Origin of the sequence: Chryseobacterium sp. MYb7 (assembly GCF_002979455.1) — a bacterium.
In the GTDB taxonomy this organism is placed as follows: domain Bacteria; phylum Bacteroidota; class Bacteroidia; order Flavobacteriales; family Weeksellaceae; genus Chryseobacterium.
Genome location: NZ_PCOU01000038.1, coordinates 1 through 22,563, shown reverse-complemented (window position 1 = coordinate 22,563; position 22,563 = coordinate 1). Strand labels below are relative to the sequence as shown.

The window sequence follows — 22,563 nt, the reverse complement described above, 5'->3', positions numbered from 1 at the left end:
AGTAAAAGTATAAATTAAAAAGTTATTTCTGAATTCCGTAAGCTGTCAATATTTTGTTGAAGATCTCCGTATTTTCAAACAATCCTGTAAATTCTTTTGAATTTGGTCCGTAAGCAAAAACACTTGATGGAATAGAGGTATGATCATTCGTACTGAAATTTCCAAATACCCAGCCCTCTTTCAGACTACCGTCCAAAAGGGTTAATCCCCCTGTTTCATGGTCTCCCACTACAATCACTAATGTTTCTTTATTTTCATCAGCAAATTTTATGGCCTTCCCTACCACATGATCGAAATCCAGTAATTCTGTAACAAGCTGTTCTATATTATTGCTATGGCCTCCGCCATCTGTCTGGGAAGCTTCAATCATCATGAAGAATCCTTTTTTATTGTTTTTTAGATCATTTAAAGTAAGATCAAATGCATCAGCCAGCCAGTTTCCTCTTCCATTGGTTATTCTTTGTGAAGCCAGAGGATCAATAACCAGAGTGCGGTTATTTATTTTAGCTACTGATTTCAAATTCTGGTAAAGATCTATTTTTGCTTCTTTGAATTTCTGCAGATTATCCTGAGACAATCCGCTTGTAGGACCGCCGATCAGTATTTTAGTTTTCGAAGCGGCAAAATCTTTCAGAATAGGTTCTGAGCTGTTTCTGTTATCCGAATGAGCATAGAAATCTGCAGGCGTAGCATCTGTAACATCTCCTGTGGAAATCAATCCGGAAGTCATTCCTTTTTCAGCAATAATATCAGGGATTTGTGCTAATGCTTTTCCCATATTATCAACTCCCACAAAAGTATTTTTGGTTTTCACACCAGTCGCAAATGCTGTAGAGCCCGGTGCGGAATCTGTGATGTAAGCGTTGGAAGAATTGGTTTTGGAAAGTCCTGTGAATTTCATGTTGAAAACATTCAGCTTCCCTTTATTTGCGGTAAAAGCAGCATAATATTGTGGCAAAGAAGTTCCGTCCGGAATAAGAAGAATGACATTCTTTACTTTCTTCACCACACCGTCTGGTTGATAGGTCGGAGTATAAGTACTGTATTCTTTTGTATTCTTATAAAAGTTTTGGGGAATCGTGTTCATGAATTTTTTAAGATCCGGAATATGATCGGTATTGATGTAATCCACGCCCAAATCCATGAGATTTACCCAGGCATTTGGGAAATCCGGAGCTCCGTAAAAACGAACCGATTTCTCCTGAGCATGCGATTTATCAACTGCTGTTTTGATTTTTTGCGTTTCTTCATCCCTTGGAATTCCTTTTCCATTCCATTTCACCAATCCCGGAAGGTCTGCGCTGAACATTCCGATTCTTTTCAGTTGATCTGTGGAATAGTTTTTATCAAGATCTCCATCGAAATAAAGATAATTCGGATAGTTTTTAAAATCTTCCGGTTGAGGTCTTCCTCCGGTAATGACAATTTTAATTCCCGAATTTCCAGTAATCTCTGGATATTTCTTTAAAGTACTGACTAAAGCATCCAATGATGTTTTATAATCCTGTTTAATATCAATCAGCAGTTGAAGCTTTTTATTGGCATCAGGATAGATATTTCCTTTGTTGAGTTTAATTTGTTTTGAAATATTATCCAGATAAAGATTCTCCAGTGTTCTATCTGCAGAAAGTTCCTTTTCTGTATGAGCTACCCAAAGCTTACCACTTACCAGAAAAACATCTGCTTCGATAGAACCAAATTGAGCATAATAAGCCTGCCAAAAAGGAATCTCCTGCATATAGTCATTATGTGAATGTGCATTTCCTACATTATAATGTAAATAATTCTGTGCCTGATTTTCGAAAAAAACAGCCAGGGCCAGTACAGCCAGTATTTTTGATAGTTTCATTCTTATATCATTATTTTATTATAGGCCCAACAAACGGCCTATCTCCATACCTTTGAAAAAAACTATATCATCACAGAAACTTCTGCAATGATATAGTGGCTTATATAAAAGATTAAAATGTTACCAGCCTTCATTTTGTTTAATGATCCCGTGACTGTTTACGATTTCAGCCTGTGGAACTGCCCAAACATTATGTATAGCCGGATTAAAGTTTCTTGCTGCCCACACTACCTGTCCATTGATTCCGTGCAGAGGCTTCGCATAAGCCGCCTGCGCATCTCCCCAGCGTACAAGGTCTCTGTGTCTGTCTGCCCATTCACCTGCCAGTTCACAACGTCTTTCATGTTTCAGATCTGCCATTGTACATCCGTTTTTTGCGGTTAAACCTGCACGCACTCTGATCATATTGATTTCCTGATCTGCAGATTTCCCCTGCATCAGTAAGGCTTCTGCTTTGATAAGAATCACCTCAGCATAACGCATGATTGGAACGGCAAGATCTGTACATGGATAATCTCCGTTGGCACTCACGTGACCACTGTTCAGCTGATATTTGAAGGCATCCATATATTTATTGAACTGATATCCGGTAAGAGAATTGGTAGAAGCATATGTTCTTACCTTTCCATTAAACGTAAATTGATCTCCAGTTTTCAGAATAGTAGCACTTCTTCTAAGGTCTCCGGTTTCGTATTCATCAAAAAGCTCTTTAGTTGGTTGGAAATATCCCCATCCATTATATTCTCCCCATCCTTTATTTTCAAGCATTACCCCTGGAAGAATACTTCCCCATGCTGTAAACTTAGGTGTTCCCGGAATAGACCAAATGTATTCTGAACTATAGTTGTTATCTGCTTTAAAAACATCAGCAAAATTTCCCAACAAAGCTCTGTTTCCTTTGGTCATTACTTCATTAGCCCAGAATTCTGCATTTTTCCAGTCTTTCATAAACAGATATACTTTTGCTAACAATGCCCAAGCTGCCGCTTTATGAGGTCTTCCATAATCTTTTGCAGGAAGTTCTGCCTGTGTAGGTAATAATTCTGCAGCTCTTTTCAGGTCGTTCACAATGTAAGTGTAGTTTTCCATTACATTGGCAGCTCTTGGAATTGGATTGGGATCCGGATCTTTTGAACGGTCAATAATGGGAATTCCGGCTTTTTCATTTCCGTAAGAGTAAGCTAATTCAAAATACATTCTGCTGCTCATGAACAAAGCTTCTCCAAGATATTTATTTTTAATCGCCGATGAAGTCTGAATATTATCAACATTACGGATGACACGGTTGGCCACTCCGATTACATTATATCTTTTGTTCCATTGAGTTTCAAGATCTCCTGCTGCAATGTAATTGCTGCTGAAATTTTTGGCATTATCGGCTTCACTTTTCGCTCTTCCGGTTACCATATCATCACTAGCATTGATAAACCAGAACAATCCTCTTCCGTAAAATTCTCCATCAAACAAAGGTTTATACATTGCATTGGCTCCGGTAATAAGGTCATTTTCGGTTTTCCAGAAACTGGCTTCTGTAGGGGTTCCTTCCGGCTGAACATCCAGCTCTCCCGTACATGACAGAAGCATAACAGATAGCCCTGATACTAACAATATTTTATTGAAAAATTTCATTTTTTTACTTTTTGTTGGTTAAAAAATTATAATCCGATCTCCACCCCAAAGATGAATGAACGTGCCTGAGGATATCTTCCGGTGTCTACTCCGTAAGAATTCATTCCTACTTCAGGATCAAATCCTGTATATTTCGTAATCGTAAACAGGTTGTTGGAAGTCATATAGATTCTCACTTTATTTACATCCAGCTTTCTGTACAATTCTTTCGGTAATGAGTAACCAATGGTAAGGTTCTTCAGTCTTAAATAAGATCCGTCTTCCACATAGAAATCAGACACTTTAGAATAATTACCACTTGGATCACCGTGTACCAGTCTTGGAATATCAGTATTGGTATTCTGAGGAGTCCATGCATTCAGGATATCTCTGTCCATATTGTAATTTTGTCCTGTTCCACCCGGGTTCAAAGAAATAAACTTCATCCCATTGAATATTTTATTTCCGTAAACTCCCTGGAAGAATAAATTCAGGTCAAAGTTTTTCCAGGTCATGTTGTAAGAAAATCCGTAAGAGAACTTAGGATATGGGCTTCCAAGATTAACGAAGTCATTATTATTAAGCACTCCCGTATTTCCTTCTTTTTTCAGGAATTTGATATCTCCCGGCTTAGCATTCGGCTGGATAAGATTTCCGTTGGCATCCTTATAATTATTGATTTCTTCCTGAGTCTGGAAAATCCCGCCCGTCTTATAACCATAGAAAGAATACAGAGGATCACCTACTTTCACTCGTGTTGGTTTCAATACTCCTCTTACTCCATTATCATTGATAAAGATCTCATCTACATTGGCAAGCTGCTTCACTGTATTTTTTAGTTGACTCATCGTAGCTCCTACTGAGAAAGTAAAATCATATGAAATCACTTTGTTGTAATTGATTCCTAATTCAAAACCTTTATCCTGGAATAATCCGGCATTTACATACTGATTATTATACGTTGCCGTACTTGGTAAGCTTACATTGAAAATCTGATCTTTAGAATTCTTTACAAAGTAATCGAACTGTAAGGAAAGGCTGTTGTGAAGAAATGAAACATCCACCCCGAAGTTGGTCTGCTCAGATTTCCCCCATTTCAGATCCGGATTCGGTCGTGTAGTTGCATAGTAAGCAATATTCTGTGAAGGATCCTGACCGAAAATAACATTATTGTCTCTGGTCATTAACGGATTCACAGCCTGTGGTGAAATTCCTCCAAGGTTACCCAGAATACCATAACTTCCTCTTAGTTTTAAGCTTGACAACCATGAAATATCCTGCATGAAATTTTCTTTCGAAACTACCCAAGCACCAGAAACCGCATAGTAATTCGCAAATCTGTTTTGTTTTGCTACGAGTGAAGAACCATCACGTCTTCCCAATAAGCTAACGATATATTTCCCGGCATAATCATAGTTTACTCTCGCCAGATAAGAAACCAAAGACTGTTTGAATCTGTAACTGGAAACATCTTTATTGGTATCTGCAGCATTCTGAAGGTGTTGGAAAACCTCAGCTTCACTTCTGAAGTCATACGATTTTGCCACAAACCCATCATCAATGGTTTTCTGGAAGGTAAAACCTCCAAGGAAATCAAAATTATGCTGTCCCGCTGAAATTTTATACGTCAACAACTGCTCTGCAAGTGCTGTAGATGAATTATTGGACTGGTATTCTAAATTATTGGTATCAAAAATTTTCCCGACTTCCAACACTCTGTACGTAAAGTTCTTTACATCTCCCAGTTTAAAAGTCTGTGAAAAATTGGAACGGAATTTTAAATTTTTTGCCAGTGTAATTTCAGCATAAGGATTAATTAAAATTTCGTGGGTAGGATTTCTGATACTGATTCTTTGAAGATAAGCTACCGGGTTGATCATATCTCCATAACCTCCTGCCACATCAATTGGAAGTCCTGAAAATGCACCGTTAGGAGTATATACCGGAACATTGGGCGGATAATACATGGCTGCTACCAAAGCTCCTGTATATCCACTCTTGGTATCGGCTGTGTTTCCATCAGAGTAATTATAATACATATTTTCTCCGATCGTCAGCCAATCTTTTACTTTATGTTCAGAATTGACTCTGAAATTGTATCGTTTTGCCTGAGTATTCAGTAAGATCCCTTCCAAACTTCTATGGTTCATTCCCACAAAATATCTGGATTTCTCACTTCCTCCGCTTAGGTTAATATTATATTCCTGGATTGTTCCTGTTCTGAAAATTTCTTTCATCCAGTCTGTTCTGGTGATTCTACCATCCGGATATTGAGTAGGATTAAAAGCTATTGGTAAGCTTCCCAGTTTACCTGCATTTTCATAGGCCTTGTACATCACATCCTGGAATTCTGCTGCATTCAGAGATTCTTTCAGCCTCCATGCCTCATTTAAACCATACTTAACATCAAAATCTACAGTAAGATTTCCTTTTTTCCCTTTTTTAGTGGTAATAAGAATAACCCCTCCTGAAGATCTTGCTCCATAAATAGCCGCAGAAGCATCTTTAAGTACAGAAATATCCTGAATATCGTTGGGATTAATAGAAGGCGTTCCATTGAAAACCACCCCATCTACTACATAAAGGGGAGTTTCTCCGTTAATTCCTCCCAGACCACGAATATTTACCTTCGGTGCTCCATTAGGATCTCCACCTTCGTTCACTACAGTTACTCCGGGAGCTTTACCCTGAAGCACTTCTCCTACCCCAGACAGAGATCTGGAAGTAAGCTTATCCAGTGAAGCCTCCGAAACAGCCCCGGAAACTTTACTTTTTTTCTGTGTTCCGTATCCAACCACAACAATCTCGTCGATGGATTTTTCTTTTAAGCTGTCTTTTTTCTGAGCGAGGAACATCGGTGAAGCTGATATTGCACCAATAAGTAATACCCTTCCCGTTAAATACGTTACAGAGACAGGGATTTTAAATACATTCATGATATCCTTTTTGATTAGGTGCAAAATTAGAACAGCCTGCTCCCACCACTCATTAAGGTTTTCTTATGTTTTTATTAAGAAATTTTAGCTTTTTACAAGTACCACCTACCACAAAACAAAATTAAACAACTGAAATTCAACAATATAAGTAATTAAAAGTAATCATTCCATTGATATTATGTACAGAATTGAGGTTAACTTTATTTTAAGTTTAACATCAATCAGAGACAATAGATGAAGAAATCATTAAAATTATTTCAGGAATAATAAATAACTGAGTTCATTTTTCTTTTTTTACATTTGTTGAAAATAGATTTTACTTTTGAACACAGACCTTTAAAAACGTCTTATTAGCATCAGAAGGAAAATAAAACATTAAAAATCATACGAATTCAATGACCATCATTATTACAGGAACCTCATCAGGAATCGGGTTTGCATTGGCCGAATATTTTGGTAAAAAAGGACATAAAGTATATGGACTAAGCCGAAAGCATACAGAAAGTCAGTATTTCAAATCTATACCTACTGATGTAACAGATAATACCGCTGTTCAGAATGCTATTGCTGAGGTTTTAAAAACAGAACCCAAAATTGACGTTCTGATCAACAATGCCGGAATGGGAATGGTAGGTGCCGTAGAAGATTCTACCAAAGAGGATATTCTGAAACTTTTCAGCCTCAATCTTGCCGGGCCTGTACAGATGATGAGTGCTGTACTTCCCAATATGCGTGAGCACAAATTTGGAAAGATTATCAATGTTTCAAGTATCGGAAGTGAAATGGGGCTGCCTTTCCGTGGATTTTACTCCGCTTCAAAATCGGCATTGGATAAAGTAACGGAAGCGATGAGATACGAAGTATACCCATGGAATATTGACGTATGCTCGCTGCATCTTGGAGATATTAAAACCAATATAGCAGACAACAGAGTCATTGCAAAGGTTTCCAAGCCTTATAAAAATGTTTTTGATAAAGTATATGCGCTGATGAATTCTCATGTGAATGACGGAACAGATCCATTGGAAGTGGCTGAATACATTGAAAAACTTTTATCAAAAAATAAATGGAAAGCTCATTATTATTTTGGTAAATTCGGGCAGAAAATCGGGGTTCCTTTGAAATGGATTCTTCCACAGGGAACTTATGAGAATTTGATGAAGAAATATAATAAACTGGATTAGTTTCAGTTCTATTGAAAACTATTTGATAATAAAATTTTAAACCATTAAGAAGAATTAAGTTGTAAAGAATTATTAAGATAAGCTTCGCTTTAAGTTTTATCATAATTACGCTTAATTTCATCACTTGTCTGGTGTAGATACATTTGGGATTGAAACTGTTTCTGAAAATATTTTTTGTACTGTTCTGCGTTTTTACCCAAGCGCAGAAGAAACAGTATTGGCTGATTGATTCAGAAACCAAAATCAGGAAAAAGGTAAAAGATTCCACTTCTGCAGTAAAGTTTCTGGACTCATTGGCCCAGAATAATTATTTCTTCACGAAATTGAAAGATGTAAAAATAAAGGGGGACAGCACCGAAATTTTCTATGATAAAGGTAAAAATTTCAATGAAACCTATGTTAACCTTACAGATTCTCTGGTTCAGAAACTGAAAATTCAGAAAGATTTTTTCACTAAAAATTTAGATTCCACCAAGAAAAGTATCAACAAGACTTATATTGATGAAGGCTATTCTTTCAGCAGAATCAAATCTAAATATAAAGGACAGAAAAACGGCTATCCGATTGTAGAACTGGACATCAATAAGAATGATAAAAGAACGATCGACGGCTTTGTTGTAAAAGGATACGAAAAAGTTCCCAGGAGATTCATCAAAAACCTTGAAAAGGAATTTAAAGGCAAAAACTATGATGATAAAAACCTTTTAGCCATCAATAAAACCTTTCAGAGCCATCCTTTTCTGACCCTTGAACGGCAGCCACAATCTTTATTCACAAAAGACTCCACGAGTATCTACCTCTTTCTGGAAAAGAAAAAGACAAATACCTTTGACGGGGTAATCGGTTTCGGAAATGATAAAACTTCCAAATTTACATTAAACGGAACGATGAATGTCAATTTCAGGAATATGTTCAATGGTTTTGAAACGGTCAATTTATACTGGCAGAGAAACCCGGATAAGGGACAGACTTTTGATCTTCGTGTGGATATTCCATACCTGTTCAAATCGAACGTCGGAATGGATACCAAAGTAAATATCTACCGACAGGATTCTACGTTTGCCAATGTAAAATTCCTGCCTGCTTTTTATTACCATATCAACAACCGAAATAAAATAGGTATCAGAGGAACTTTGGAAACGTCAACAATTATAGATGAGCTCTACACGCAGGGAAAGGACTATAACAAGAAAGGAATTGGGGTATGGTTTGAAATGGTGGAACCTACTGATATTGATCTTTTCCTTTATAAGACAAGGATCAATGCCGGATATGACTTTTTAACAACCACCTATTCCAAAGACAATATCAAAGCTAATCAAAATCAGTTTTATTTCTTCGGAGAACACAATTATCATATTTCAGGAAATCACTTTTTGAATATTAAAGGAGAAGGGGCTATGATGGATTCTAAAATAGCATTCTCTACCAATGAATTATACCGTTTCGGAGGTTGGAATTCCATGCGGGGATTCAATGAAAACTCGCTTCTCGCTGACTTTTATTATTATGGAAGCCTGGAATACCGTTATCTTATCGGTAATCAGGCATTTTTCGATTTCTTCGGGCAATATGGACAGCTCAATAATAAATCTTTACAGGTGAAGCCTAAGCTTTATAGTGTCGGACTCGGTTTCAATTTCTTCATACCTATCGGTTTGATGAGTTTCCAGCTGTCTAATGGTAACGAATTCGGAAATCCTTTTAAGTTTAATGATATTAAGATCCACTGGGGAATTCTAAGTAGGTTTTAAAAAAAGAAAGGAAGAAAGAAGCTGGATGCTGAAAGTTATTGAGGTCTCGGTTTCACTATATCCTAGTATTTCTATAAAAAGGCATCACATTAATCTTATAACACGATAACAACCTCTAGCAACCCTCTCCCAGCTTCCTACCTTATATTAATATCTATATAATAAAGCAAAAGTCCCTATACAAAGGATATTTTCCATTTTACCTTTCTATTAATTCTTCTTGTTAAAAAATATTAAAATCGTATTTTTATTTTAATACTTCATTAAAATACTGGTAACAGTGCTCTGCTAAATTTGCCTTCAAAAAAATGAAGAAGACTCTAGCCACTTTTGCCGTTTTTTTACTTCCCCTTTATTTTTCTGCTCAGGAAATCAATATTACAGGAAATGTAAAATCTGAAAACGGTTCTAGTGTTTCCGGTGTGAACATCACCGACAAAAACACAGGAAAGACTGCTATTACAGACGAAAATGGTAATTTCACTATTTCTGCAAATCCCAAAGATATTCTTGAGTTTTTTGCTCCTGATTTTTCTGTTTATACCGTTGAGGTTTCTTCAAAAAAACAGTACTCCATTGTTTTAAAAAAGCCAAACGAAAAGCAGATTGAAGGCGTTGTCATCACTGCTTTGGGTATTGCCAAGAAGAAAGAAAAAATCGGGTATTCTACTCAGGAAGTGGGAACGAAACAGTTTGAAACCATCACCACACCAAGTATTGGAAATTTATTCTCAGGACAGGTAGCTGGACTGAATGTTTCCAATCCTACGGGAATGCAACAGGCTCCGCAGTTTACTCTGAGAGGAAACTCCAACCTGGTTTTTGTTATTGATGGTGTGATTGTGGAAAGAGAGGTTTTCCAGAATTTGGATCCTAACAATATTGAAAACATCAATGTATTGAAAGGTGCTACTGCTTCGGCTTTATATGGTTCAAGAGGTCGTTACGGAGCTGTTTTGATCACCACCAAAAATGCTAAAAAGAAAGGCTTTTCCGTAGAGTTTTCTCAGAATACCATGATCACCGGAGGGTTTACCAATCTTCCGAAAACCCAGACTGAATACGGAAACGGTTCACACGGAAAATATGAATTCTGGGACGGAGCCGATGGCGGAGTGAATGACGGAGATATGATCTGGGGGCCAAAATTTGTTCCCGGTTTACAGATTGCCCAATGGAATAGCCCGATCAGAGATAAAGTAACAGGACAGGTAGTGCCATGGTACGGCGCTGTAACTGGAACTCAATATGATGATAAATCAAGATACGAAAGAGTTCCGATCGACTGGAAATACCATGATAACTTAAGTACTTTCTTAAAGCCTGCAGTGATCAATAATAATAATTTTGCGATCAGCTACAGAGATAATAAAGATATATATCGATTCTCCGGAAACTTCATGAACTATGATGACAGAGTTCCAAATTCTTATCTTCAGAAATATGGAATCAACTTCTCTTCTGAAAATCATCTTGGAGATAAATTAATCTTTGATACAAAATTTAATTTCAACCAGGCTTTTACACCTAATATTCCAAACTACGATTACAATCCAAGCGGACACATGTACACTATTTTGATCTGGATGGGAGGCGATGTAGATGGAAAAGCCCTGAAAAACCACATGTGGATTCCGGGAAGAGAAGGAACAGCACAGGCCAACTGGAACTATGCATGGTACAACAACCCTTGGTTCGGAGCTGAATATTATAAAAATCAGAACAGAACCAATATCATCAATGCACAGACAGGTTTAGAATATAAAGCTACCCAGGATCTTTCGGTAAAAGGGAAAATATCTCTTGTGGAAAACCACAGCAAAACGGAAGTATTGAGTCCTTATTCTTACTTCAATTATAGTGCGCCAAGAAGTGGAGGTTATATTTTAAAAGACAATAAAACCTGGAATCTCAACTACGATGTCCTTGCTACTTATAAGAAAAAAATATCCGAAAATTTTGATTTTACTATCAATGCCGGAGGTTCAGCTTTCTATTATAAAAACAACAATAATGAGAGATCAACAGATGGATTGAAAATTCCTGAAGTCTACTCCTTTGAAAACTCTATCGGAGCACTGAAAAATTATTCCTATCTGAAAGAAAAGCTGATTTACAGTGCTTATTCTACGATTGATATTGGTTTGTACAATGCTTTCTTCATCAATATTTCAGGACGTAACGACTGGTCTTCTACGCTGCCTAAGGCCAACAGGTCTTACTTCTATCCTTCTGCATCCATCAGTGCAGTTATTTCAAACCTTGTAAAATTGCCGGAGTCTATCAATATGCTGAAATTGTCTGCTTCATGGGCAAAAGTAGCGTATGACTTCCAGCCTTACTCTATCAGAAATTATTATCTGAATAACCAGGGAATTACTTTCAACGGAAACCCTACGTATTATTATCCAACCACTCTGAATGTGGAAAATTCTTTGAAACCGGAACAGACAAAATCTTATGAATTAGGGTTAAGCGCAGGTTTCCTGAATAACAGAATTACCTTAGACGCTACTTATTTCAGAACATTAGATTATAATAATATTCTTCAGTTCCCTGCTGCTGAATCCTCTGGTTTCACTTCACAATATGTAAACGGAAATGAATATACTACGAAAGGTTTTGAAGTTTCTCTTGGCTTAGTTCCGGTAAAAACTGCTGATTTCAGCTGGAAAACCTTGATCAACTGGAGTACTTACGAACAAAAGCTGACTTCCATTTATGACAATATGCCGAACTACAAAAACATTAAGCTGGGCGAAAGAATGGACAGTTATTATGATTATACATGGCAAAAATCTCCGGACGGAAAAGTCATTCTGGATGCCAACACAGGAATGCCGACAAGAGCCAATGCACCAAGCAATCTGGGACATTTCAATCCGGATTGGACTTTCGGTTTCAACAACACCTTCAAATACAAGAAATTTACTTTAAATATCGGAATTGACGGAAGCATCGGTGGAGTAATGAGATCGCAGGTAGTGGAAAAAATGTGGTGGGGAGGAAAACATCCAAATTCTGTAGCTTACAGGGATCTTGAGTACGCCAATCCAGGAACGTACTATTTTGTACCGGATGGGGTTAATTATAATCCGGCAACAGGTCAGTATACCCCACACACTAAAGCCATCAGTTTCCAGGACTGGGCACAGAATTATCCATACCAGGCAAGAGTAACGCAGGATGAGAGTGAAGAGTTTGCCAACGTTTTCGACAGAACTTTCGTGAAACTTAGATCTGTAGTTCTGGAATACGATTTCTCTTCATTATTGAATCCGAAAGGAATGGTAAAAGGTTTCACCGCCAATATTTCTGCTTATAATCTGGCGATGTGGAAAAAATCAAAGAATCTTTATTCTGACCCTGATTTCCAGGCAAAAACAGAGAATGATATTCAGGATCCTTCCAGCAGATGGTTCGGAATCGGTTTTAATCTTAAGTTTTAACTAAAAAGTACGTCGAAACAATGAAAAATAATATAAACAAAGCAAAAGGAAAAACAGCGAAAGGATTAATGAAGAGTATGTTTGCTGCCGGACTTCTGACACTGGCTTCATGTGAATCCAACCTTGATAAGATCAATGAAAATCCTAATGATCAGGCAAGCATTGATCCTAAACTCCTTCTTACTTATGTGGAAAAATATACATTTCAGGTAAACGGTGATAATATGTACGCTTCAAGAATGATGATTGGTACTGATGGTGAAAATTCATACCAGTATATGAAATGGAATGATGCCTCTTTTGAAGTCTATACAAAAGGACTTCTGAATACCGGAAAAATGATGCAGGAAGCGGAAAAAATCAACAATAAAAACTATGCTGCCATTGGTAAATTTCTGAGAGCCTATCATTTTTTCAATATCAGTTTAAAAGTAGGAAGTGCTCCTTATTCTGAAGCGGCAAAAGGAGAATCCGGAATTACACAGCCTAAATATGATACCCAGGAAGCCATCATGTCCGGAATTTTATCAGAATTAAAAGAAGCCAATGATCTTATCAATACCAATGATAAAATTGAAGGCGACATTGTGTACAACGGAGATGCTATGAAATGGAAAAAACTGATCAATTCTTTCCGTCTGAAGGTTTTAATCACGCTTTCTAAAAAGACAACCGTAGGAAATTATAATATTGCTACAGAATTTGCTGCTATTGCAGGAAGCCAGTCTCTTATGACTTCTATTGCAGACAATGGTGAGCTTAAATTTGCTGATGCTGCAGACAGCAGATATACGATGTTTAACAACAGTGGATATGGCTCCAGTTTGTATATGGCAGATTATTTTATTAATCTATTCAAAGACAGACATGATCCACGTTTGTTCACTTTTGCAGCACAAACTACAGGAGCGAAAGAAGCAGGAAAAGCCATCACAGATTACACGGGATACAACGGAGGAAACCCTATCTCACCTTATTCTGACAACGCTGCACTGATCACGGCAAAAAATATTTCTAAGGTAAACGACCGTTTCTATAAAGATCCTACTAATGAGCCTGCTTCTGTGTTAAGTTACTCAGAACTTGAATTTATTTTGGCTGAAGCTACAGCAAGAGGCTGGATTTCCGGGTCGGCAAAAACGCATTATGACAATGCCGTTAAAGCCAGTTTCAATTTTTATCAAACCTATGTAAAAAATTCGGGACAATATTTCTCAGGGTTTGATGTGAACCAATATCTGACAACGCCTTTGGTAGTTTACAACAATGCAGATCCCCTTCAGACACAGCTTGAAAAAATCATGACTCAAAAGTACATGACGATGTTTCACCAAGCGCAGTGGACCTCTTATTATGATTATCTGAGAACGGGATATCCAAACTATCCTCTAAAAGCAGGAGTAGCAGCGCCTTTCAGGTTCAGATATCCGCAATCGGAATACAGCTATAACAGCAACAATTTAAAAGCTGCTTTGGCTGCTCAGTATGGAGGAAATGACAATATCAACTCCAAACCTTGGTGGTTACAATAGAAATCTGATTATTTTTATATAAAACAAAGAAATCGCAGGAAAATCCTATTAACTTGCGGTTTCTTTCTTATTACGATTGAACATGAACAGAAGAGAATTTTTAGAAAAATCAAGTCTATTACTAGCTGGATTAGGAACTTCAAGTGTTCTTCATCCATCCATTTTAAAAGCTTTAGCCATTGATCCGACTGCACAGTCTACATTTTATGATGCAGAACATGTAGTAATCCTGATGCAGGAGAATCGTTCATTTGACCACGCTTTTGGTGCTCTTAAAGGAGTAAGAGGTTTTTTGGATAAAAGAGCCTTTGTAAAACAGGATGGTCATTCTGTTTTCTTTCAAAAGAATGATGAGGGAAAATATGCATCTCCTGCCCGTCTGGATCTGAGAAATACCAAATCAACATGGATGAGCTCACTGCCCCATTCATGGGCTGATCAACAGAAAGCACTGAACAAAGGTAAATTTGACCAATGGCTTCAGGCGAAAGCTTCAGGAAATAAAGATTACAAAAATATTCCGCTTACACTGGGTTATTATAATCGTGAAGACCTACCGTTCTATTATCAGCTGGCAGACGCTTTTACCATATTTGATCAGTATTTCTGCTCTTCACTTACCGGAACTACTCCGAACAGACTTTTCCTTTGGTCCGGAACATTGAGAGAGCAGCAAAACGGAAAAGTAAAAGCCAATGTTGTGAATGAAAATATTGATTATGATAAAGCGAAACAGGCAAAATGGAAAAGTTTCCCGGAAATTTTAGAACAGCAGAATGTTTCGTGGAAAATTTATCAGAATGAAATCAGTCTTCAAAAAGGAATGTCCGGAGAACAGGAAGCCTGGCTAAGTAATTTCACCGATAACCCGATTGAATGGTTTGCAAAATTCAACGTTAAGTTTTCAAAAGGATATTATCAGAATATTCCCAATATCATTGCTTACCTGAAGCAGGAAATTGAAAAGACCCCTAATCAGAAGGAAAGGCTGGAAGCAATGCTGGCTGAAGTTCAGGAAGACCAGATAAAGTATCATCCGGATAATTATTCCAAACTTTCAAAAGAAGAAAAAAACATTCATGAAAAAGCTTTTACTACCAATTCCAATGATCCTGATTATTGGAAACTGGAAATCGGAAAAGATGAAAACGGCGAAAGACTGGTTGTTCCGGAAGGTGATGTATTGTTCCAGTTCCGTAAAGATGTAGAAGAGAAAAAATTGCCGCTGGTTTCATGGCTTGTAGCTCCCGAACATTTTTCTGATCATCCGGGATCACCTTGGTATGGAGCATGGTATATTTCTGAAGTCTTAAATATTCTTACCAAAGATCCTGAAACATGGAAAAAGACAATCTTCATCATCAATTACGATGAAAACGACGGATATTTCGATCACGTACTACCATTCGCTCCACCGGTGAACCCGAGCCAGCCTGTTGATATGAACGGAAAAGAAGGAGTAGAATATGTGGATAAATCTCAGGAATACATGAGCAATCCTTCTTTAAAAAGTTATGAAAAAGTAGAAGGAACTGTTGGATTAGGCTATAGAGTACCAATGATCATTGCTTCACCATGGACAAAAGGAGGTTTTGTAAATTCCGAAGTATCAGATCATACTTCTGTGCTTCAGTTTCTGGAGAAATTCATTATGAAGAAATTCAAAAAGAATGTACATGTGGATAATATCAGCGACTGGAGAAGAGCGGTGTGCGGAGATCTTACTTCTGCATTCAATTCTTCCAGTGTAAAAGCTCCACAGATGGATTATCTGGATCAGAAAGATTATGCTAAAACTATTAATGCCGCTAAAAATAAACCTGTTCCCAATCTGAAATGGTATTCTGAAAATGAACTTCAAGAGAACTTACTTGACATTCAGGAGAGAGGTTTAAAACCATCAAATCCGCTTCCTTATCATTTCCATGTCAATTTGGAAGGTGAACATATCAAAATGGTGAATTTAAAAGAAAATGGAGTTCCACTTTTAGTGTATAACAGAACCCAATTTGATAGTAATAATTACCATTTTTCATACGCGCTTTATGCAAAGCAGGAACTATCCCATCCTGTACAATCCGAAGCTTATGATTACGAAATTTTCGGTCCCAATGGCTTTTTTAGGAAATTTAAAGGCCAGAATACCCCGGAATTGGAGGTAATTTTGGTGAATTTGGCTTCAAAAAGTCAGATTGAGCTGACTGTCAGAAACCATAAAAAGAATACTGTTTCCCTACAGCTGGAAGATCTTTACGGAAAGACTAAAAAGACAATTGCAGTACAAAAGCCTGAAGAAAAAATCATCATTGATCTTGATAAAAATAAAGGTTGGTATGATTTGAAATTAACGCTTAATGATCATCTATGGCATTTTGCAGGAAGAATAGAGACCGGAAAAGTGTCTGTTTCTGATCCGCACTGGGCATAGAAAACGCTTATAATACTAATAAAATCCTGTACATTTTTGTGCAGGATTTTTTTGACTTATTCTGTTAAAGAATATTTCACATATAATGCATTACATAATTGAAATATGTATTAATATAAAAATTATAATATATTTTTTTCAAATTATACTGATTTTTGTTATATTCACTCAACTAATTATCAGCCTCATGAAAAATTTAAATTTAACTATTGCAATGTCTTTATTTGCGTTTGCTCTGTCCGGGAACCTGAGCGCGCAGGATACCAATACAGACAATCATACAGTCACTATTTCTATTCCCGAAGTTGCGTTGGTAGATATTGAACCAGCTGCCACGAAAAATATTACTCTTGGATTTACAGCGCCTACAGAAGCGGGGAATCCTATTATTCCAGCTGCGGCCAACACTACATTATGGCTTAATTATTCTTCCATCAAATCTGTTGCAGATCCTACCCGTAATGTAAGTGTAGTCATGAATGCTATCATCCCTGGAGTTGATCTTCATGTAACTGCTGCTGCAGCTACTGGATCTGGAGCTGGTACATTAGGAACATCCGCAGGTCTATTGACTTTAAGTGCTGCCGGCCAGACGATTATTTCAGGTATCGGAAGTGCTTATACAGGAAATGGCGCCAACAACGGACACAATCTTACCTATGCCCTTGCTGCCGGAAGTGGTCCTGGAGGGGTAGCAGCGTACGCAGATTTGCAGGCAACAGCCACAGTAGCAGCTACCGTTACTTATACGATATCAGACAATTAGAATTTAAATAAATTCTTAATTCGTATTTCAAAAGCAAGAAGAAGTTGTCATTCAGTTTCTTCCTGGTTTTGTATTATTAATGATTTAACACCCAACTTTACATGATGATAAAGCGTATTCTTCTTTTGATCACCCTGATTTTGCAGTTCAGCTTTTTACATGCCGGCATTGTGATTCTCAACGGGCTTACGCATTCTTATAAAATAGAAAACGGGAAGGTTTACAAAGGAAAAGTTTCCATTGAAAACACGAGCAGTAACCCTCAGAGTGTAAAATTATTTTTACAGGATTTTGATTATCATGCTGATGGAACCATCAATTACACAGCAGTACGTACCAATAAACGTACCAACGGAGAGTGGATAAAACTTAATACCAATCTGGTTACGTTGAAAGGTAAAGAAAAGACAGAGGTATTTTATGAAATAACCATTCCCAATCAAACCATAGATCCGGGAAGCTATTGGAGTGTCATCATTGTAGAGCCGGTAGAGGAAATAAAACCCAGCGACGGTAAACCTGGAGTGAGCATCACTTCTGTGATACGATATGCTATTCAGGTTATTACCGATTTTGAAACAGAAAAGGCAAAACCTAATCTTAAGTTTGAAAGCGTAAAAGTAGAAAAGCAGGAGGGAAAACAAACCGCGAAGATTGCAATAGCCAATAATGGTAATCTTTACTGTAAACCCACAACAACTATTGAAATCTATAACCGTAAAACAGGTGAAAAAGTAGGAACTTATTCAAGTTTAACAATGGGGCTGTTACCTGAAACCTCAAAGACATTTTACATTGATATCAGTAAAGTACCACCAGACAAATACAAAGCCACCATTATAGCTACGGATGAAGAGGAGAATGCATTTGCACTCAATGTGGAATTAGAAGTAAAAAATGATTAGAACTTGGACTTTATTTATTATTATATCATTATTCCCGGTATTTATTTTTTCTCAACATCAATCCAACCGATTGATCAGTAAAAAAGATAGTCTAATGCCGGGAATGTCTACTTCTATCCCTTTTACATTAGAAAATAATTCAGCTGAAAACAAAACGTATGAGATTTCAGCCACCACATCAACTCCATCTATTACCCCCATTTTAGCAAAAGGAGAGTTTCAGATTGCCCCCCATGAAACTTCGGTTTATCTGGTACCCTTGCGTATAGCAGCAGAAACAGGACAGGGTAATTATTCCGTAACATTGAATATTACCGATCGCAGCAACGGAATATCCTTCACAAAAACATCCAAAATAAACGTTTCAGGAAGCAGAAATCTTTCTGTCACAGCTCTGGATTCACCAGAATTTGTAAGGGCTGGAGAAACGATCAGAGCTACCTTTCTTTTAAAAAATAATGGCAATATAACGGAAGACATTTTTTTGGAAAGTAAAAATGCAGTTATTGATGGTGATTTTTCATTAGTATTAGAACCCAATGAGTCAAAAATAATCACAATCCACAAAGTAACAAATCCTGAACTGAGCCAAAATGAATTTCAAAACCTTAATCTTTCGGTGTATTCAAAAGGTCACAGTAAGGAAAATCAAAGTGTTTACATAAGCACTCAGGTAATCTCCATAAAACCCTCAGAAAATGACATTTATCACAGGCTTCCTGTTGCCGTTTCGTTATCTTTTATCGGAATGAAGAATATGGGCGTTTACAATGACGGTTTTCAGGGGGAAATCTATGGGAAAGGGACACTTGATAAAGATAATAAAAACCAAGTCGAATTTCGGGCAGTTACACACAATCCTGTAGAGCTTAATTCATTTACTCAATATGAAGAATATTTTTTAAACTATAAACGTGATGATTTTTTCATTCATCTGGGTGATAAAACCTACTCTTCATCCTACTTAACGGAATTTGCAAGATACGGCCGCGGTGCAGAAATCCGGTATGATTTTAATAAAGTGAGCATTGGAGGTTTCTATAATCATCCAAGGTTTTTCAGAGATATAAAAGATGAGTTTAATTTCTATTCCACCTTTAAAATCAGGAAACAGTCAGAAATTTCTATCGGATATCTTTATAAAACACCAAGAAAAGGAGAAACCAGATATAGTGACGTAAGACTGGATTCTGATGCACACCTTCCTTATGCAAAGGGAAAATTCAAAATATCCGGAAACATCAATCTCTCCGGAGAAGTGGCATACAGTACTACAAAACAGACCGATGGAACAGCTTATATGCTTCAGGCTGATGCTACTTTTGAAAAATTCAACGGAAGTTTAATGTATGTAAAAGCAAGCCCAGAATTTGCCGGATATTTCACCAACACCAATACCTTTAATGGAAGTGTTTATTACAAAATTTCAAAAAAACTAGGTGCTTTTGTCAATTATACTCAGGATGTTAAAAATTTTCAGAGAGACACTCTGTTTTTAGCTGCTCCGTACAGACAGTATTTCCAGTATGGATTACAGTATAAATATCTATCCAATGGCTCTATTATCCTTAATAATGGCTATCAGAAATACCAGGATCGTCTGGAACCCAAACAGTTTGATTATTATGAGCGTTTTTTCAAAGTGAGCATAGATCAGAAGATCGGAATGTTTCAGGTAAACTTAGAAGGACAGTTTGGAAAGACAAACAATTATCTGCTAGGATTTAGTGGTAATTCAACCTTCTATTCCGCTAATCTTTCATTTCAAAAATTCAGAACATCTTTTAATGTATTCGGAAGTTATGCTATCAGCTCAAGATACCAGCTGCAGAATCAGAAACAGCTTTACTACGGAGCAAGAATATACAGCAGGTTCTCGGATAAAACTTCTTTAAGTATTTTTTATCAGAACAATTATATGCCTGAAGAATATTTTAAAGACAGAAATTTGTTTGAACTTCTCTTTCATCAACAGCTATTTCCCGGAAATGAACTGGACCTCTCCGGAAGATATTCTTTACAGAGAGGAGAAATTGGAGACAAAGATTTTATATTTTCCATGCGGTATACCTGGCGTCCTAACGTTCCGGTACAGAAAACAGCAGAATATATTTCTTTATCCGGAAACGTTAGTAACCTTGGGATCAAAAAGACTGAAGGAATAAGATTAATGCTGGGCAGCTATCTTTCAGTCACCGATAAAGAGGGGAATTATGTATTCAAAAATGTGATCCCTGGAAATTATTTCCTGGAAATAGACCGCTCAACGACAGATATCAATGATATTTCTACGTTAACCTTTCCTGCCACACTTTCTCTCAGCAACAAAGAAAATATTTTTAATTTCGGATTAACTACTGCGGCCAATGTTAAGGGGCATATTCAATTTCTGGAAACAGAAAATAAAAATCAACCGGGACTTCCTGAACCTTTAGTTCAAAAAAAGAAAAAGGAAAGTATTATTATAGAAGCGACCAGTAAAGATCAAACGTACCGAAAAATCTGTTTTATAGGAGAGGATTTTGATTTCACCTACCTCAGACCCGGAGACTGGATCGTAAAAGTTTACCGTAATGGTCTTGATAAACGCTACAAGGTTTCCAACGATAAATTTCAGTTTACGCTACAGCCTTCGGAAACAAAAAAAATAAGCATCAATGTTGTTAAGCAGCAGATAGAAATAAAATACCAGCAGGAATCCTTAAAAGTGGGATATAATGAAATAAAAAAGAAGAAATGATTTTGATCCGTTCCCTTTTGTTAATAACATTTTTTGTTTTGTCGGGATTATTTTACTCCCAGACCAATGTAACAATGACACTGCCTGTTGTCACTTTAATGGATATTGAGCCTACAGGAAGTTTTTCACTCAATTTTACCGCTCCTACAGAAGCTGGGAATGCTATTGGCAATCCCACACCCAATACCTCTAAATGGATCAATTATACTTCTGCTATTGCTCCCGGAGGTCTTACCAGAAGAATTACAGCGTCTGTGAATAAAGTCATCGCAGGAGTTAATATAAGAGTACAGGCCGCAGCGGCTACCGGAGCTGGAGGAGGGACATTGGGAACTTCCGCAGGGATCATTTCCCTATCTACTACTGCCACTACTATTATCAGTGGAATTGGAGGTGCATATACAGGAAATGGTTTAAGTAACGGCCATCTGCTTACTGTTTCATTAACTACCAATACTTATGCTAATTTAGTTGCACAGGCTAATACAGCTGTCGTCATTACCTACACCATCACAGAATAAAATTGAAAAATGAAAATCAACACCCACTTTTTCAAAGAAATCTATTTTAAGATATATATATGCTTTATTCTTGTTATTGTCACTAACTATATGAAAGGGCAAACAATAAATGTAGGCGGCAGTAACTGGACTGTAAGTGTACCTGCCATCACCGAAGCAGGAACAAACTATGCCGGAACTTATGAGAGTGCTACCAATTTATATACTCTATCCGGAACATTACCCGGATCATTTCTAAATCTTCTTACAAGTGGGGCCGCAAGAATAAGCGTACATCATACCCCAACTACATGGAATAGTAATCTGCATCTCTATACTAAAAGAAGTGGCGGAACAACGAATATCAGTGGACTCTGCCTTGGTTGTACTGCAACCATCAATGGAGGAACTACTTATGTGGAAATACCACAAGCCGTGGCTACCGCATTCTTTACCATCAATTTTTCCGGAATTTTAGGACTGGGGAACAGTGTAACGTTCTCAGGTATTAATGGACAAGTTCAAATAAGTGGCGTTTCTGTAACCATTCCCGCAACAACTTATGCTACCCAAATTGTTTTCACAATAGGCCCGAATTGAATCCGGGATTCAGGTTATAGAGTTTCGGGTTATGAGTTGCGAGTTTTTGGGTTAGTAATGGAGAGCTATTAGGAGTTTTAAAATCCTGATTCCTATAGAATAGATGGTTAGCGATGGATTTTCATTTCCATTTGTCATTTCGTAGGAATCCAGGCTTATTGATGATAGTTTTAGATGCTAAATGACAGTAAAATGTCTAAGGCTTTTTTTAGCACTTAGTATTAGCAGTGTCATTCTGAGCATAAACTAAAGGTTTACGAACATAGTTCATGAAGCATCTTAATTACGATGAATTATATTTCTGCTATTGTA

The 22,563-nt window shown here is 37.2% G+C and carries 13 protein-coding genes; 10 read left to right on the top strand and 3 right to left on the bottom strand.

Annotated elements, in window-relative coordinates:
• Positions 1-22: 22 nt before the first annotated feature.
• The 3 genes from CQ046_RS21695 to CQ046_RS21685 all read right to left on the bottom strand — a co-directional run bounded on the left by CQ046_RS21695 (position 23) and on the right by CQ046_RS21685 (position 6,393).
• On the bottom strand, positions 23-1,849 hold the full coding sequence (locus CQ046_RS21695) for an alkaline phosphatase (RefSeq protein ID WP_105704270.1): 1,827 nt from the start codon (positions 1,847-1,849) through the stop codon (positions 23-25).
• Positions 1,850-1,969: 120 nt separating this feature from the next.
• On the bottom strand, positions 1,970-3,478 hold the full coding sequence (locus CQ046_RS21690; protein ID WP_105704269.1) for a RagB/SusD family nutrient uptake outer membrane protein: 1,509 nt from the start codon (positions 3,476-3,478) through the stop codon (positions 1,970-1,972).
• Between the two features lie 26 nt (positions 3,479-3,504).
• Complete coding sequence (locus tag CQ046_RS21685; RefSeq protein ID WP_105704268.1) at positions 3,505-6,393, bottom strand: SusC/RagA family TonB-linked outer membrane protein; 2,889 nt, start codon at positions 6,391-6,393, stop codon at positions 3,505-3,507.
• Between the two features lie 395 nt (positions 6,394-6,788).
• Here CQ046_RS21685 and CQ046_RS21680 point away from each other — a divergent pair, with 395 nt between their 5' ends.
• From CQ046_RS21680 to CQ046_RS21635, 10 genes are all read left to right on the top strand, one after another.
• Complete coding sequence (locus CQ046_RS21680; protein ID WP_105704267.1) at positions 6,789-7,577, top strand: SDR family oxidoreductase; 789 nt, start codon at positions 6,789-6,791, stop codon at positions 7,575-7,577.
• A 149-nt stretch (positions 7,578-7,726) separates the two neighbouring features.
• The gene (locus CQ046_RS21675; RefSeq protein WP_228407020.1) at positions 7,727-9,331 is read left to right on the top strand and encodes a hypothetical protein; all 1,605 of its coding nucleotides are present in this window, start codon (positions 7,727-7,729) and stop codon (positions 9,329-9,331) included.
• Between the two features lie 308 nt (positions 9,332-9,639).
• Positions 9,640-12,780, top strand: a complete 3,141-nt coding sequence (locus CQ046_RS21670; RefSeq protein ID WP_123906667.1) for a SusC/RagA family TonB-linked outer membrane protein — start codon at positions 9,640-9,642, stop codon at positions 12,778-12,780.
• A gap of 20 nt (positions 12,781-12,800) precedes the next feature.
• The gene (locus CQ046_RS21665; RefSeq protein WP_228407019.1) at positions 12,801-14,312 is read left to right on the top strand and encodes a SusD/RagB family nutrient-binding outer membrane lipoprotein; all 1,512 of its coding nucleotides are present in this window, start codon (positions 12,801-12,803) and stop codon (positions 14,310-14,312) included.
• Positions 14,313-14,394: 82 nt separating this feature from the next.
• Entirely contained in the window at positions 14,395-16,740 is a 2,346-nt protein-coding gene (locus CQ046_RS21660; RefSeq protein WP_105704265.1) for a phosphocholine-specific phospholipase C, read from the top strand.
• A gap of 187 nt (positions 16,741-16,927) precedes the next feature.
• Positions 16,928-17,506, top strand: coding sequence for a hypothetical protein (locus CQ046_RS21655; RefSeq protein ID WP_105704264.1), 579 nt, complete (start codon positions 16,928-16,930; stop codon positions 17,504-17,506).
• Between the two features lie 104 nt (positions 17,507-17,610).
• Positions 17,611-18,411 (top strand): WxL protein host-binding domain-containing protein, encoded by an 801-nt coding sequence (locus tag CQ046_RS21650; RefSeq protein ID WP_105704285.1) that lies wholly within the window; start codon positions 17,611-17,613, stop codon positions 18,409-18,411.
• Between the two features lie 94 nt (positions 18,412-18,505).
• The gene (locus CQ046_RS21645; RefSeq protein WP_228407018.1) at positions 18,506-21,151 is read left to right on the top strand and encodes a hypothetical protein; all 2,646 of its coding nucleotides are present in this window, start codon (positions 18,506-18,508) and stop codon (positions 21,149-21,151) included.
• 38 nt (positions 21,152-21,189) lie between these two features.
• Complete coding sequence (locus tag CQ046_RS21640) at positions 21,190-21,672, top strand: hypothetical protein (RefSeq protein ID WP_228407017.1); 483 nt, start codon at positions 21,190-21,192, stop codon at positions 21,670-21,672.
• 9 nt (positions 21,673-21,681) lie between these two features.
• Positions 21,682-22,251, top strand: a complete 570-nt coding sequence (locus tag CQ046_RS21635) for a hypothetical protein (protein ID WP_105704261.1) — start codon at positions 21,682-21,684, stop codon at positions 22,249-22,251.
• The last annotated feature ends 312 nt before the right edge of the window (positions 22,252-22,563 follow it).